Genomic DNA, 16,309 nt, shown 5'->3' with positions numbered 1-16,309 from the left:
TGACTATTTTTTAAAAGATTGAATTGCTATTCTTGATAAAACTTCATCTAAAGCTTCATCTGAGGCACTTTTAATAGCTTCAAAACGTTTAGTATCTGTAATCGTTGTACTACTTCCTAAAGAGAAATCATTCTCTCCACTAACTGTAAAATTTCTTGATATTTTTTCTGCTTTTTTATCATATTTTACATTAATAATAACAGTTGCTCTATATAAGTTATTATATCCATCAGCATCATATTGAAGTTCAGTCATACTTACAGAGTTAATTTTAATATTCATTATAGTATCAGCTAATGCTTCCTCATATACAAGTTTTGAGTCAAGTTTATGGGCAAGTAATTGATTAATAGCATCTTTAATTAAAACACTATTTTGTGGATCTTTTAAATCAATAAATAGTTTTACAAAAACTTTACCAGAAAGCTCTTTTTTTGCATAATACGTTGTTGGTTTATATCCACATCCACTAAATGTAAAAAAACAAAAACTTAAAGTAAAAAGTACCAATAGTACTTTTTTAATATTATTCGTACTTTTCATGCTTTAATTATCCTTTTATTACTAAGTTAACTAGTTTGTTAGGAACAACAATCTCTTTAATAATCTCTTTACCTTCTATCCATTTGATCGAGTTTTCTTTTGCAATTACTAAAATATCTTCTTTTGAAGCATTTGGTTCAACTTCAATTTCACATCTTTTCTTACCATTAATAGTAACAGCTAAAACTATTGAATCCATTTGGAAAACTTCTTCTTTTACTTCAATTGTATTGTTAAAGTTTTCTTGGTTAAATAATGCATTTGATATTTCCCAAGATGCATGAGGAATTATTGGCTCTAAAATATTAGATAATATATAATAACCTTCAGTCCAAACTACTTCGTTTTTTTGTGTTGATAAGGCATTTAAAGCTTCCATAGAAGCTGCAATTAAAGTATTAAAAGTATATGTTTTATTAAATACTTCATTTGATTTTACTAAGGCTTCATAAACTTTCTTTCTAGCATATTTTTCCTCTTTATTTAAAGATTTGTGATCAATATCTTTAAATGTATCAACTCCTACTTTAGTAACATTTGATGCTCTTTCAAAAAACTTTTTAATAAATCTAAAAGCTCCATCAACTGCTGAATCATTCCACTCTAATTCTTTTGTAGGTGGTGCAGCAAATAACATAAATAATCTTGCAGTATCAGCTCCATATTTTTCAACAATTAAATCAGGATCTACTACATTTCCTTTTGATTTTGACATTTTTGCACCATCTTTTAAAACCATACCTTGTGTAAGAAGTTTTTTAAATGGTTCTTTAGAGTTTGTATATCCTAAAGAGTTTAGAGCTTTTGTAAAGAATCTTGAATATAAAAGATGTAAGATTGCATGTTCAATACCACCAATATATTGATCAACATCCATCCAATAATCACTATCAACTTTTGAAATTCCTTCATCATTCCATTTTTTAGGATTTGTCGCATATCTTAAAAAATACCAAGAAGATTGTACAAATGTATCTAAAGTATCAGTTTCTCGTACAGCATCTTTTCCACATTTTGGACAAGAGGTATGCTTCCATGTAGGATGAGTATCTAAAGGATTCCCTTCACCTGTAATTTCCACATCTTCGGGTAATGCAATTGGTAAGTTTTCTATTTTTTCAGGAACTAAACCACAATCAGGACAGTGTATAAATGGAAGAGGAGCTCCCCAATATCTTTGTCTTGAAACACCCCAATCTCTAAGTTTAAAATTAATTTTTTTAATTCCTAACGAGTTTTGTTCAAAGTGATAAAGTATTGCTTTTTTAGCTTTTGTATTTTTTAATCCTGTAAAACTTTCAGAATTAATTAATTCACCCTCACCTATAAATGCTTCAGTTTGTTTTTCAATTAAGCCATCTTTTCCTACAATTACTTGTGTAATTGGTAAATCATATTGTTTTGCAAATTCAAAATCTCTTTGATCGTGTGCTGGAACTGCCATAACTGCACCACCACCATAAGAAGCCAATACAAAATTTGCTACCCATACTGGAATTTTTTCACCTGTTAAAGGATGCATTACATCAATTTCTAAAGAAATTCCTTCTTTATCTTGTGTTGCTCTATCTCTTTCAGATACTTTTTGCATATCTTTTATTACATCAAGTTTCTTTTGAGGTAAAAGTTTATGTTCTAAAATATATTTTACAATTGGATGTTCAGGTGCTAAGGCAGAATAAGAAACACCATAAATTGTATCAGGTCTTGTTGTAAATACTAAGTATTTAGAGAATGATCTATTTAATTTATTTTTTGAATCTTTTGATAATTCAAATTTAAATTCTAAACCTTCACTTCTTCCAATCCAATTTTCTTGCATTGTTAAAACTTGAGATGGCCATGTATCTTTTAAACTATCTAAATCATCTAAAAGTTCTTGAGCATATTGAGTAATACCAATATAGTATCCTGGCATTTCTTTTTGTTCAACAGGAGTATCACATCTCCAACAACATCCCTCTTCAACTTGTTCATTTGCTAAAACAGTATGACAAGGTTCACACCAGTTTACTGTAGTTGATTTTCTATATAATAACTTCTCTTCATACATTTTAATGATAAACTCTTGTTCCCATTTTGTATATAATTCATCAGAAGTTGCAAACTCTCTTGTTTCAGAAAATGATAAACCTAAAGTTCTTAATTCATCTCTCATATAATCAATGTTTTCATACGTCCATTTTTTAGGATGTAGTTTATGTTTAATCGCTGCATTTTCTGCTGGCATTCCAAAACTATCCCATCCAATTGGATGTAATACATTAAAATCTGACTTTCTAAAATGTCTAGCAAAAGCATCACCTAAACAATAATTTCTTACATGTCCCATGTGAATTCGTCCACTAGGATAGGGAAACATACTTAGGATATATTTTTTTTCTTTACTTTGATCATCACTTGGCTCAAACGATTTATTCTCTGTCCAAAATTTTTGCCATTTATTTTCTATTGCTTTTGCATTATATTCCATTAAAACTCTTCCTTATCGTGACTTTTTGCGCTTTCAATTAATGCTAAAGCAATTGAGAAAATATTTGCTACAATTGCTCCTATAGCTAATGAAATTGCTAAAGATATATCATTCATAAAAGTTAATACCATAAAAGCTGGAATTAAATGTAGATCAGCTACTAATGAACTTGCTAATAATTCTGCTGCTAGTAAATTTTTAACACCAATTTTTAATATTGTTGATATTACATTCACACCTGCTGCTATGAATAACGCTATCTCATTTTGCTCATACAGGAATCCTGCTGTAGTTGTTAATGACATTAGCGAAAAAAATATATAAATTACTTTACCCCAATCCATTTAAATCCTTTTATAGTTTTACTTTTAAATTTAAGAGAAGATAATAGCTAAAATATAATAATAAATTGCTTTTATTATCTATTTCAGAGGCATTTATAAAGTTGAATATTTAGTGTTTTAGTTTTTCTTTTTTCAAAATAGTAAACATTTTTATTAGTAAATAAATGATAATAAGTTTTAAAAATAGTTGTATCATCATATAAAAACTAAATCCATTTTCAAGTAAATGAATTGGATTTAAATTATGTAATAATAAGTTAAATGTAATGTCATGAGTAATAAGTAAATAAATACATAAAGAGCCATACAAAGAAAGAGTGATAAACTGTTTTCTATACATAAAGATTATGCTATAAACACAATACCAAATAAACAATACAAATAATAATGCAATAAATAGTTCTTTTGCTAAACCATCTTGCATATGAAAAATATATTGTTCTGAAGTATCTAAGTATTCATATTCTAAGATTGAAGAAGTAAACTCAAGAATTAAAATCCATATTAAAGCTAATAATGAATCTTTTCCATTATTTGATGTAATTTTATCAAATTTATTAAAATACATTTTAAATTCACTAGAAGCTGTATTATTCTCTTTCATTTCCCAAAACCTTGTGTAAATTAATATATATTCTATATCAAATATAATTAAAAACTCGTATTATTTACGTCTTGTATTTTGTCTTATTGATATAATTAATTGATAAATCAAATAAGCAATAATAATTTTGTATATTAGTTGAATTCCATTTATATTATCTTGCCCAGACATAATAGAAAAAGGATTTATTGTTTTAGAAAAATTATAAAATAAAAAATCATTAGTTAAATACCAATATATAGGAACTAATGCAAATAAACTAAGTGTAGTTCTAAAATAATTCCCATCAAAATATGTTGCAATCAAATAATAAAATATCAACACACCAAAATAAGCTAAAGATAGATTAATAATTGAAAAATCATAAAAAACATAAGGTTCACATGAAAAATATAAAAAATCTATTGTTGAAGATAACATTCCAATTACAATAATCCAAAATAATGCCAAGAGCCAATTTTGAGAATGATTTGATGAAATACCATGAAATTTGAAAACTAATTTTTCAAAAAAATCTTTTTTCCAAGTTAATTCATTTTCTCTCTCTTTCATTTCTAAAGCATAAAACTTATTTGCTGCTATGATATTGTTTTGTTGTTCAAATGAGTTTTTTATTATTCTTGCAGTTTCACGATTTACTTTATTTACTTTTATATCTAAAAAATTTCTTTCATCTTTAAAAATAGAATCTCTTAAGTCTAATTTTTCTTTGAATATTCCATCTCTAAATATTGCAATTTTTTCAAAAGTTACATACTTGAAATTTACATCTTTTAAGAATTCTGTTTCTGTAAAAACTGAAATTCCTTTAAAATCTGTTTTATGAAAATTTACTTTTCCATTAAATTTTGTTCTATAGAAATCAGTTGTTTTATTAAACTGTGTTTCTCTAAAACTAACATCTCCTTTTATTATCGATTCTTTTAATTCAACTTTTTCTTCGAACTTTGAAAAACGAAATGAAATTTTATTTATATTTTTCATATTATTAAAAGTAAATCTTTTCGCAAAAATAGATTTAGTAAAACTAATATTCCCTTTTATTTCACAATTATTAAAATAAACTTCACTCTTGAAAGTAGAGTTAAAGAAATCCACATCACCTTCAAATATACAAGATCTTTGAAAAACTAAAGGACTTTCAAATGAATAATCTTTAAATGTGTTCTGTTCTGATTCTGGGAAAATAAAATTATCAAATCTGTAATACAAATTTTTTTCAGATAAATCACGTTTTTTTTCAATGAATTCTTTAAATTTACTCCAAAAGAAATTTACTTTTTCTTCATCCCAAAAATATACTATTTCAGTTCCCAAATTAAATTTATTATTTTCTGGGTTATCTTTCGTAATCCAACTCTCTTTATCACAGTGAAAAATACATTTATTCTTATCATTTGTAAATTTGAATTCATTTTCATCAAAATTATCATTACATATATCACATTTGTAAATTTTTTCTATAATTTTTTTTTCTTCTGTATCCATATTGATTTCCTGATTTGTAGACTTATTATTGGTAAAAAACTTTTTTATATAATTTAAAATATTGTCTAATTTCATATTACTTCTTTTAATATATATTTTAATAACTAACTTTATTTTATCTATATATTCATTACATTTGCTTCTACATATAATTTTAAACATAAAAAAGGGGAAGAACAAAAGCTCTTCCCCTTTTATATTTTTTAATAAAATATTACTACATTGTACCTTGTTCGTACATTGCTCTTAATTTGTCTTTTTCTTTTTGTCTTTTTATTTTATCTGCTTCTTTAGACCTAAAATCTGATATTGAGAATTTTAGTTCTACTAAGAAAGCTGCAGCAATAAAAATTGATGAATAAGTACCTACAATAACACCTACAAGCATTGTAAATGCAAATCCATGAATAATCTCTCCACCAAAGAAGAACAGTGTAGATACAACAAAGAATGTTGTTAATGAAGTAAGAGTAGTTCTTGATAATGTTCTACTTATTGATTCATTTACAATTTTTTCTAAAATGGATTCTTTTGATGTTTGAACACCTTCTCTAACCCTATCAAATACAATAATTGTATCATTTAAAGAGTATCCTAAAATAGTAAGAATAGCAGCTAAGATATCAAGATTAACTTCTATACTAAATAGACTAATTGCTCCCATAGCAATTATAATATCATGAGCTAAAGCAAGAATAGATGCAATGGCAAATCTCCACTCAAATCTATATGATACATAAGCTAGAATAATAATCAAAGATAAAGATAAAGCCATAATACCTTTTTCTCTTAACTCACCACCAACTTTAGGACCAACTATATCCACTCTTCTAATTTCAAAATCACCTGTAGTTTTTAATAAAACATGCATTTCATCACCAATATCATTTGTAATACTAGAAGATGAACCTGTAATTCTTATTACAACTTCTTCAGGGCTTCCAAATTCTGAAATAGAAGCATTTGAATAATTTGTGTTTTTTAGAGTATCTCGAATCTTATCAATTGGAGCTTTTTGCTCATATTTAACTTGAACAATAGTTCCTCCTGCAAAATCAATACCGAAGTTTAAACCTTTTGTAAATAATAAAACAATTGAAGCAATAACTAGTAAAGAAGATAAACCTAAAAAAGGCAACCTTTTTCCCATAAAATTATAAATTTTATCTGATTTAAAAATTTCCATTAGCTAACTCCAAACCATTTTTTTAAGTCTTTATCTTTTGCTATTTTTCCACCTATTGCTTCATAAATACCGTGAGTACCTAAAATAGCAGTTAACATAGATGCTAAAATACCAATAGAAATTGTAATTGCGAAACCTTTAATAGCTCCTGTTCCATATGCATAAAGAATAACAGCAACTAATAAAGTTGTAATATTCGCATCTAAAATAGCACTCATAGCATTTGAATATCCATCTTCAATTGATTTTTGAACAGATACTCCTGCTTTAAGTAACTCTCTAACTCTTTCACTGATAATAACATTCGCATCTACAGCCATACCAACTGTTAATACAATTCCTGCCATACCAGGTAAAGTAAGTGTTGCTCCAAACATTGCCATAACTGAAATAATTATGAAAATATTTGTAATAAGTGCAATATTTGCAATTACACCTGCACGTCTATAATAAACTATCATAAATACAAATACTATTAGGAAACCTGAAATTAAAGCAATTGTTGAAGCTTTAATAGAATCAGCACCTAAAGATGGTCCAACAGATCTTTTTTCAAGTAAGTTTACAGTTGCAGGAAGTGCTCCTGATCTTAAAGCAATAGCAACATTTCCAGCTTCAGAAGTTGTAAAACCACCAGAGATTTGACCTGAACCACCACCGATTCTTTCTCTAATATTTGGAGCTGAGTAAACTTTTCCATCTAATACAACTGCTAATCTCTTACCAACACTTTTACCTGTAAACTCTCCAAAGATTCGAGCTCCAGTAGAATTTAGAGTAAAATTAATAATAGGTTGATTCCCTTGATCAAATGCAACTTGTGCATCTACAACTTGAGAACCATTTAGAATAGGAATTTCTTTTACAAGATATTTAATATTAGGATCTCTTGTATCTTCTAATATTATATCTCCATATTCAGCAGCAGCAGATCTAGATAAAGTATATACTTGATCAGCCCTTTCTTCATCAACTGCCATTAACTCTAAGTTTGCAGGCTTAGAGATAAGTTCTCTTGCAGCTTTTTCCTCAGCTTGTGTTTTAATACCAGGTAATTGAACAACAATAGCTGTTTCACCTTGTCTGATAACAGTTGGTTCTGAAAGTCCAAACTGATCCAGTCTATTTCTAATAGTTTCAACAGCTTGAGATACAGCTAAATCTTTTGTTTTTTCAATATCTGCTTCTGTTAAAATTAAAGTATAAGATAAATCATTTCTTGAAATATCTAAGCCTTTTATTTGCTCTAGCATCTTATCCATTTTAGGAATTTCATCTTTATCTAAAACAGTAAAAACAACACTATCTGAATCAATCGATAATCCATCAATTAGTAAGTCTTCATCATCTGCGTAATATTTTACAGTTGTTGCGATTGTTTTGATTTTAGCAGTTACTGCTTCATGAGTATTTACACCAAGTAGCATATGAAGCCCACCTTGTAAATCAAGTCCTAGAGATATTTTTTTTCCACTATCTGTTTGCATAAGTGAGGGAATTGCAAAAACAACACCAAAAATTATACTTAATGCAAAGATAACAAGTCTATAATTAAAGATTTTCAATCTTGAGTCCTTAGTAAGGTTTTTGTATTTTGAAGGGTAAAACATGTAAAATAATTACATGTTTTAAATAGTAAAATTAGTCTTCTAAAAGTTTTGAAACAAACTCTTTAACAAGTTTCATTTCTGTTCCATCACTATTTTTAACAGTAAGACTTTCATCTCCTACATTAGAAACTTCTACGATTAAGCCTCCATTTGTTACAATTTTATCACCTTTTTTTAAATTAGCAACCATTTCTTTATGAGCTTTCGCTTGTTTTTGTTGTGGTCTAATAATTAAGAAGTAAAATATTGCAAATAATGCAACAAGAGGTAATAATGAGCTTAATAAATCAGTACTTGAACTATCCATTAAATTTCCTTTTTATAAGTAGTTTATTTTGTTTTTAGTAAAACGCGATAATTTTAACAAAAATTTGATAATAAAGGGCTTGATTACAGCTATTTTATTAAGTGCTTTCATATACTTAAGCTATTTTAATATTGAATATCGATTCATTAACACTATTTTAGGACTGTTAGGTCTTTATTATTTAATTACAATTCCAAGAAAAGCAATGTTTTTTGCAGGATTTGCCACAGGTATTCTTTGGTGTTATTGGATGGCAGTTAGTTTAAAATATTATGATTTAGTATATTTAACACCTATTTTACTAATAGTTATTGGACTTGCTTTTGGATTAATCTTTTTACTTTTTTCCTTATATGATAAAATATATTTTAGATTATTAGCTATTTTTGCTTTTACCTTTATTGCACCTTTTGGTTTTAATTGGATGAAATTTGAATTGCTTTTTCTTGATTCATATTTAGGTACATCAAAAGTAGATTTTGCATTGATTTTACTATCTTTATTTATAATGACAAAATTAAAAAGAATGAAAATTCTTTCAATTATTCCATTACTTTTTGCTTTTTCCCTTCCCACAGGTATATATATTGATAATCCAAATTCAAAAATTGAAATGCCACAATTAAATATTAAACAAAATTTAAAATGGCAAAAAGATTACCAATCTACTATATTTAAGAAAAACTTTGAATACATAGATAAAGCAATTTACAATGAAAAAGATTTAGTAATATTGCCAGAAACTGCTTTTCCAAGTATTTTAAATAAAAGTGAAGAGTTACTTTCAATTTTAAAAAACAAGTCTTATAAAATAGATATTATTACAGGTTCTTTATACCTAGAAAATGAACAATTTTACAATGCAACTTATTATATTTCAAACGGTGATGTTCAAATTGCAAAAAAATTAGTTCTTGTACCTTTTGGAGAAGAAATACCGCTTCCTAAGTTTTTTGTAGATTTAATTAATGATGTTTTTTATGATGGAGCACAAGATTATTCAAAAGCAAAAGCACCTACAGACTTTATTATAAAAGGTCAAAAATTTAGAAATGCTATTTGTTATGAAGCAACAACAGATAAAATTTTTGAAAATTTAGGTGATGTAAAATATATGATAGTAACATCAAATAACGCTTGGTTTACTCCATCTATTGAGCCAACATTACAAAAACTATTATTAAGATATTATTCAAAAAAATATGGAGTAACTATTTTTCATGTAGTAAATGGAAGTCCTAACTTTATATTTAGACCTTGATTAAAGATATTTTTCTTTAATCCTTTGGATAATCTCTTCTTTACTTGAATTTTCATCTATTTGTAAATCAAGTGCAAACTCTAATATTTCTTTAAACTCTTTGCTAGGTTTCATTCCTAAACTTATTAAATCTCTACCTTGAACAAATGATTTAAGTCCATCTGACGAGATATTTAATTCTCGAGCCTTACTTAAAAGCCAGGAAACTGCCTTATCACATATATCTTTATTTGGAATAGTTCTACCTTTACAATCTGCTAAACAAACAAGACATAAATCTTCAATATTACATTTTAGTGATAATCTTTTTACAGCTTTTAAAGATGAGCTATCTTTAAATAATTGAAAAGGTGCTAAATGATTTTTTACAAGTGGAATAACTTTTTCAATAAATTTACTTTCATTTGTAATCTTTGAAAGAAAAGATATAGTTGGTTCTATTCCTAAACTTTCATGTTTGTATGAAGTTATTTTCCCATTTATAAATTCTGTACAATATGGTTTTCCCAAGTCATGGCATAAAATTGCATAAAAAAGATAAAGAATTCGATATTCATCTTGAATATTTTCATCCTTTATAATCTTTGCCATTTCATCTAAAGTCATTAAGGTATGAATCCAAACGTCACCCTCGGGATGATATTCTTTTTCTTGCTCACAATTTATTAAAGCTTTAAGTTCTGGGAAATAATTAAGGACTTCTAACTCTTTTAAAAGTTCAAAACCAATTGAAGGTTTAGATGATTTTAAAAATAGTTTTTTAAACTCTTCATAAACTCTTTCTTTTGCAAGATGAGATAAATTATCATTTAAAACCATTTGTTTGCAAAGTTTTTTTGTTTTATTATCAATATTAAATTCAAATCTTGAAGCAAATTGTATTGCTCGATAAACTCTTAATGGATCTTCAATAAAAGTATCATCATTTATATGTCTTATTTTTTTGTTTTTCAAGTCTTCTATTCCATTAAATGGGTCTAGAAACTCTTCTTTTAAAAAATCATATCCTATTGAGTTAATAGTAAAATCTCTTCTTATAGCTGCTTCTTTGTAGCTTAAACTGCCATTTGTTGTAACTTCAAAATCTTGATGACTTAATCCAGTTTTTTTCTCAGTTCGTGCAAGTGCAAAATCAAAATCATAAATATCTACTTTTAAAGTAAGAACTCCAAAGGATTTACCTACAAGTTTAACACTGCCATATTTTTCAAGGGATTTTAAAATAGTTTCTAAAGAATCAATTCCAAAGATTTCAACATCATAATCTTTACAAGGAATTTGAAGTAATGCATCACGAACACAGCCACCTACTAAAATAGGAGTAGCTCCTATTTTTTGTAAGCTTAAAACAATCTCTTCTAATATTAAAGGAATATTAGGCTTGATTGTGGTGATGAACATCTTGTTGTGGATAAGGAATTGAAATACCTTCTTGATCAAATCTTAATTTAACTTGTTCAGTTAAAGCAAATTTTACAGCCCAATAATCAGGCGTATTAACCCAAGCACGAACAACAAAATTAACAGAGGAATCAGCTAATTCTGAAACAGCAACTGTTAATCCTTTTTCTTGAAGAATTTTATCATTTGATTCTAAGATATTTGTTAAAACATCTTTTGCTTTTTTAATATCATCGTCATAACCAATTCCAACAACTAAATCCACTCTTCTAGTAGGATTTGCATTTACGTTTACAATTGTTCCTGCAATAATTGCACCATTAGGTACAATCATTCTTTGATTATCACCTGTTGTTAAGATTGAAGAGAAAATTGATATTTCATTTACAGTTCCAGAAACTCCCGCAACTGTAACAAAATCTCCAACTCTAAAAGGTTTAAATAATATTAACATAACACCTGAAGCAAAGTTACCTAGTGAATCTTTTAATGCTAAACCAATTGCTAAACCAGCAGCTCCTAAGATTGCAAAGAATGATGTTGTTTCAACTCCAAGTTTTGAAAGAGCTGTTAAAATAACAACCATCATTAAAATATAATAAATTATATTTTCAATAAACTTTACAAGTGTTACATCAATTCCTTTGATTCTTTTTAAAATTGATACTACGATATTTGTAATTCTTCTTGCTAACCATTTACCTATTATAAAAATAGCTATTGCTATACCTAAATTTATAAGATATGGCATTAGCATTTCTGTTATATTTTGTATTTTTTCTTCGCTTAAATATTCGTTCATTTAATTTTTGTCTCTTTTATTTTTATATTAATTCTTGTAATTTTATTGCAACTTCGTCAATAGATACTTCAATTTTTTCTGATGTATTTCTTCTATCAACAATTTCAACTAAACCATCTTGTAGTTTTTTACCAACAACAACGGCATAAGGGAATCCTATTAATTCAAAATCACCCATTTTAAAACCAAATCTTTCTTTAGTTCTATCATCAATAATCGTAGAAATTCCTTTTTCTTTTAAAGCTTCATAAATTTCTAAACCAGCATTTAATTCATCTTCTTTTTTTGCATTTGATACAATAACATCTACCATAAATGGAGCTGTAGATTTAGTCCAGATACAACCTTTTTCATCATGATTTTGTTCAATTACAGCAGCTACTAATCTAGATATTCCAATTCCATAACATCCCATAATAAAAGCTTGACTTTTTCCATTTTCATCTAAAAATTTTGCATCCATAGCTTCAGAGTATTTTGTTCCTAATTGAAAAATATGCCCTGCTTCTATTCCTTTTGTATATTCTAATTTTCCACCACAACAAGCACAAATATCGCCTTCTTGAACAATGATTAAATCTTTATATACTGCATCTTTTAATAAAGATAAATCAGTATTAACAAAGTGATAATGTTCTTCATTCGCTCCACAAGCTAATCCAACTTCATTTTTTAATTCATTATCTATTATAAACTTTGTATCTTTTGGTAAATTAAATGGTCCACAATATCCAGGAGTTAATCCAACTTCAATTAATTCTTCTTCAGTTATATCAACTAATTCTAAAGCATCAACAGCATTACACGCTTTTGTTTCTTCTAATTCATCGTCACCACGTACAAAGAAAATAACAGCTTCTGTATCTTCTTCATAAATAGCTTTTTTCATAACAGCTTTTATATTTTGTGCTTTTGAAATACTTAAAAAGTTTGATACATCTTCAATTGTTTTTAAATCTTTTGTTAAAACTTTTTCCATTGAAGCAAGAGTATCTGTATTCTCAAACCATGCATCAAAATGTCTTTTTTTTCTAACTGCAGCTTCAATATTAGCACCATATTCACAATCAGGACATATAACAATAGTATCTTCTCCTGAATTTGCTAATACATGAAATTCTTTAGAACCACTTCCACCAATTGCACCTGAATCTGCTTCAACAACTCTAAATTCTAAACCTAATCTTTCATAAACTTTTTTATAAGTTTCTTCCATTAAATTAAATTCTCTTACTAAATCTTCTTGAGATGAATGAAAAGAATAAGCATCTTTCATTAAAAACTCTCGTCCTCTCATTAAACCAAATCTAGGTCTAGCTTCATCTCTAAATTTTAAGTTGATATGATAAAGATTTACAGGTAAATTTTTATATGAAGTAATACGATTTTTAACCATATTAACAACTGATTCTTCATTTGTTGGACTTAAAACATATTCAGCATTTTTTCTATCTTTAAATCTTAATAGCTCATTTCCCATTGTAGATGATCTTCCAGATTCATCCCAGAAAGATTGTGGAGTTACAAAAGAACATAACATTTCATTTGCTCCTGCATTATCCATTTCTTCTTTTACAATAGCTCTAATTTTATCTAATACAATTTTTCCTAAAGGCAAAAAATCATAAAGACCAGATCCTGATTGAGATATAAAACCACCTCTTACTAAAAATTGATGTGATGGTAAAGTTGCATCACTTGGAGTTTCTTTAGTAGTTGGCATAAACATATTAGTAAATTTCATTAATTATTTTCCTATCTTATTTTTTTGATAAATGTTCACATTTAAATTGATCACTGTCTTCTTCCATATTTGGAGAAAACATATTTTGTATTGTTGCGATAACAATATCACATTCCATATTTTTAGAAATATTTTTTAGTTTTTTTGAAGGTGCATGTAAATACTCAGTTATAATTGTTTGACAAAGTTTTCTAATATTTTCTTGGTCTTCTTGTTTTATAAAACCTTTTTTTATTGCATGTTGCACTTTTTTATCTATTACTAAATCAGCTTTTGTATAAAGATTTTTAACTACTGGTTCTATATCTAATGATTTTAACCAATCATAAAATTCTAAAGACATTTTACTTACAATTCCATATGCAGTTTTTGCTTGTTCAGCTCGTAAACTCATATTTTTATCTACAATATCTTGTAAATCATCAACAGAATAAATATTTAAACCTGCTCTATCTATATCATCAATATCTCTTGGAACTGCAATATCAAACCAGTATCTATTAAAATTAGCATCCGGTGTATTCTCTGCTGTTATAATTGGATAAGGTGCTGATGTTGCTGTAATCATTATTGGAATTTGTCCTAATAATGAAGTTAAATTTTCATATGGAGCAACATCAATATTTTGCTCAAATGTATTAGCTAAGTTTTGTGCTTTTTTAATATCTCTACTTGTTAAAATTACATCAAAACCTGAAGATAACAAATGCTTAATTGTTAATTCACTCATTTCACCTGCACCAATTACAAGTGCTTTTATTCCAGAAGGATCTTTAATAATATCTTTTGCTTTTGCAACTGCAGTAGAAGCTACAGATACAGAACCAGTACCCAATGATGTTGCATTTCTAACTGTTGCTGCACATTTAAAAGCAAAGTGCATTAATCTTGTAATTTTTTGAGCACAGTGCCCTTTTGATTGTGAAAATCTAAAAGAATCTTTTAATTGACCTACAATTTGAGTTTCCCCAATTACCAGTGAATCAAGTGCAGATGCAACAGAAAATATATGATGAACAGCACTATCATTATCATATATATCTGCTCTTTTATATAAAAGATCAAAATCAACACTAGAATACTTAGCTAATTCTTCCAAGATAAGTTTTGCACCAGTTTTAATATTTACAGATCTTGTTATAATTTCAACTCTATTACAAGTTGATAATAAAACTGCTTCATTTGTAACATTATTTGATAATATTGCTCTTATAAACCTATCTTTATCTTCATCTGATCCAAAAGCTAATTTTTCTCTCATTTCAATATCTGTATTTTTATGAGAAAAACTAATTACTAGGTAGCTCATTTAAAACTCTCTTTCAATCATAGCTTTCATTATAAATATCAAAGTTTCACTGTTATCTTCATCTTTAACAGCTTGTATTGCTTCATTTCCAATATCTTTTGCCATTTTAATAGAATCTTCAAGAGCATTTGTTTCATTCATTTGCTCTTTAATCCAAGATGTTTCTTCAATAGTTAATTCTTTTTTATATAATTCTTCTAATTTTAATTTATGTTCACATCTTTCATGTAGTAAAAGATAAGGTATAGTAACTTTTCCTTCAACAAAATCAAGCATTGCAGGTTTTCCTAAAGTTTTACTATCTTGTGTAATATCTAAAATATCATCTATCATTTGAAAAGCAAGACCTAAATTTCTTCCATATAAAGCATATTTTTCTTCATCAAGGCCTGCCATTATAGCTGCGGCTTTTGCTGCGGCTTCTATTAAAGAAGCAGTTTTTTTATAAATCATATCATTATATTTTTCGTAAGAAGTATTAAATGTATTTGTTAACTCAACATCTAACATCTCTCCAATACTTAATAGTGTTACTGCATTTGAAACTGTATAAGCAATTTTTCTGTCCATTTGAGAAAGCACTGTAAATGCTTTTGAATATAATATATCTCCAAACATAATAGATGTTTTATTATCATATAGAGCATTCACAGAAGGTTCACCTCTTCTTGTATCTGCTTCATCAATAACGTCATCATGTAAAAGTGAGGCAGCATGAATCATTTCAACTACTGCACATAATTTTACACTCTCTATATTTACTCCCGCAATTTTTAAAATAAGTTTAGATCTTAGCATCTTTCCACTTGCTAATTTTTCTAAAAGTTCTAAACTTTTTTCATCATTACACTCTTTAACAAACTCTTTTATTTGACTTTTAACAGCTTCTAACTCTTCCACTTTCTACCTTATGAATCTAATCTACAAATAATCTCACCAGTAAATTCAACGTATAAACCTTTTTTTACTGCATTTACTTTGTCTATATTATCAAAAGAGTATTGCTTAATAACTTGATTGATATCAAAGTCTTCGCCTTTTCCTTCTGAAAGCATCATTTCTAATACTGCAACTTTTTCTACAATCTTGTCCCATTCATCTTCTACAATATCTTCAGATGCAGTTCTACTTACATCAAAGAACTTTGATTTAGGGCTTCCCATAAATATATCATCTTCATCTTCACTTAACCAATCATTAAAAACTGACATTTAATTTCCTTTTATTTTTTTATAAT

15 protein-coding genes are annotated in these 16,309 nt (G+C 27.3%); 1 reads left to right on the top strand and 14 read right to left on the bottom strand.

Annotated elements, in window-relative coordinates; genetic code table 11:
• Positions 1-3 precede the first annotated feature (3 nt).
• The 8 genes from lptE to yajC form a co-directional block, all read right to left on the bottom strand.
• Positions 4-543, bottom strand: a complete 540-nt coding sequence (gene lptE / locus KO488_RS05480) for an LPS assembly lipoprotein LptE (protein ID WP_216057786.1) — start codon at positions 541-543, stop codon at positions 4-6.
• Positions 544-550: 7 nt separating this feature from the next.
• On the bottom strand, positions 551-3,016 hold the full coding sequence (leuS, locus tag KO488_RS05475) for a leucine--tRNA ligase (RefSeq protein WP_216057785.1): 2,466 nt from the start codon (positions 3,014-3,016) through the stop codon (positions 551-553).
• Positions 3,016-3,360, bottom strand: a complete 345-nt coding sequence (locus KO488_RS05470; RefSeq protein WP_216057784.1) for a DUF6394 family protein — start codon at positions 3,358-3,360, stop codon at positions 3,016-3,018. Before KO488_RS05470 ends, leuS begins: the two co-directional genes overlap by 1 nt.
• A 109-nt stretch (positions 3,361-3,469) precedes the next feature.
• On the bottom strand, positions 3,470-3,964 hold the full coding sequence (locus KO488_RS05465) for a hypothetical protein (RefSeq protein WP_216057783.1): 495 nt from the start codon (positions 3,962-3,964) through the stop codon (positions 3,470-3,472).
• Positions 3,965-4,024: 60 nt separating this feature from the next.
• Complete coding sequence (locus KO488_RS05460; RefSeq protein WP_216057782.1) at positions 4,025-5,452, bottom strand: pentapeptide repeat-containing protein; 1,428 nt, start codon at positions 5,450-5,452, stop codon at positions 4,025-4,027.
• A gap of 217 nt (positions 5,453-5,669) precedes the next feature.
• On the bottom strand, positions 5,670-6,638 hold the full coding sequence (secF, locus tag KO488_RS05455; protein WP_216057781.1) for a protein translocase subunit SecF: 969 nt from the start codon (positions 6,636-6,638) through the stop codon (positions 5,670-5,672).
• A complete protein-coding gene (secD, locus tag KO488_RS05450) occupies positions 6,638-8,203 on the bottom strand; it encodes a protein translocase subunit SecD (RefSeq protein WP_216057780.1) in 1,566 nt (521 codons plus the stop codon). Before secD ends, secF begins: the two co-directional genes overlap by 1 nt.
• A gap of 76 nt (positions 8,204-8,279) precedes the next feature.
• Positions 8,280-8,555, bottom strand: a complete 276-nt coding sequence (yajC, locus tag KO488_RS05445) for a preprotein translocase subunit YajC (protein ID WP_216057779.1) — start codon at positions 8,553-8,555, stop codon at positions 8,280-8,282.
• Between the two features lie 28 nt (positions 8,556-8,583).
• Here yajC and KO488_RS05440 point away from each other — a divergent pair, with 28 nt between their 5' ends.
• Positions 8,584-9,816: an apolipoprotein N-acyltransferase gene (locus tag KO488_RS05440; RefSeq protein ID WP_228319023.1), complete on the top strand. Its 1,233-nt coding sequence runs from the start codon at positions 8,584-8,586 to the stop codon at positions 9,814-9,816.
• On the opposite strand, the gene KO488_RS05435 is transcribed toward KO488_RS05440, so the two are convergent.
• Genes KO488_RS05435 through KO488_RS05410 form a run of 6 tightly spaced genes read right to left on the bottom strand, consistent with a single transcriptional unit; the run spans position 9,817 to position 16,283 of the window.
• Positions 9,817-11,217, bottom strand: a complete 1,401-nt coding sequence (locus KO488_RS05435; RefSeq protein ID WP_216057777.1) for a CCA tRNA nucleotidyltransferase — start codon at positions 11,215-11,217, stop codon at positions 9,817-9,819.
• Positions 11,192-12,019, bottom strand: coding sequence for a mechanosensitive ion channel family protein (locus tag KO488_RS05430; protein ID WP_216057776.1), 828 nt, complete (start codon positions 12,017-12,019; stop codon positions 11,192-11,194). The genes KO488_RS05435 and KO488_RS05430 overlap by 26 nt, the downstream gene beginning before the upstream one ends.
• 22 nt (positions 12,020-12,041) lie before the next feature.
• On the bottom strand, positions 12,042-13,763 hold the full coding sequence (locus tag KO488_RS05425; RefSeq protein WP_216057775.1) for a proline--tRNA ligase: 1,722 nt from the start codon (positions 13,761-13,763) through the stop codon (positions 12,042-12,044).
• Positions 13,764-13,779: 16 nt separating this feature from the next.
• A complete protein-coding gene (hemA, locus tag KO488_RS05420) occupies positions 13,780-15,072 on the bottom strand; it encodes a glutamyl-tRNA reductase (protein WP_216057774.1) in 1,293 nt (430 codons plus the stop codon).
• Entirely contained in the window at positions 15,073-15,972 is a 900-nt protein-coding gene (locus KO488_RS05415) for a polyprenyl synthetase family protein (protein ID WP_216057773.1), read from the bottom strand.
• 8 nt (positions 15,973-15,980) lie between these two features.
• On the bottom strand, positions 15,981-16,283 hold the full coding sequence (locus tag KO488_RS05410) for a DUF2018 family protein (RefSeq protein WP_216057772.1): 303 nt from the start codon (positions 16,281-16,283) through the stop codon (positions 15,981-15,983).
• Positions 16,284-16,309 lie beyond the last annotated feature (26 nt).

The sequence above is a fragment of the Poseidonibacter lekithochrous genome (assembly GCF_018861145.1).
Lineage (GTDB): Bacteria > Campylobacterota > Campylobacteria > Campylobacterales > Arcobacteraceae > Poseidonibacter > Poseidonibacter lekithochrous_A.
The sequence above is the reverse complement of the archived record's forward strand: the minus strand, read 5'-3'. Positions and strand labels throughout refer to the sequence as shown.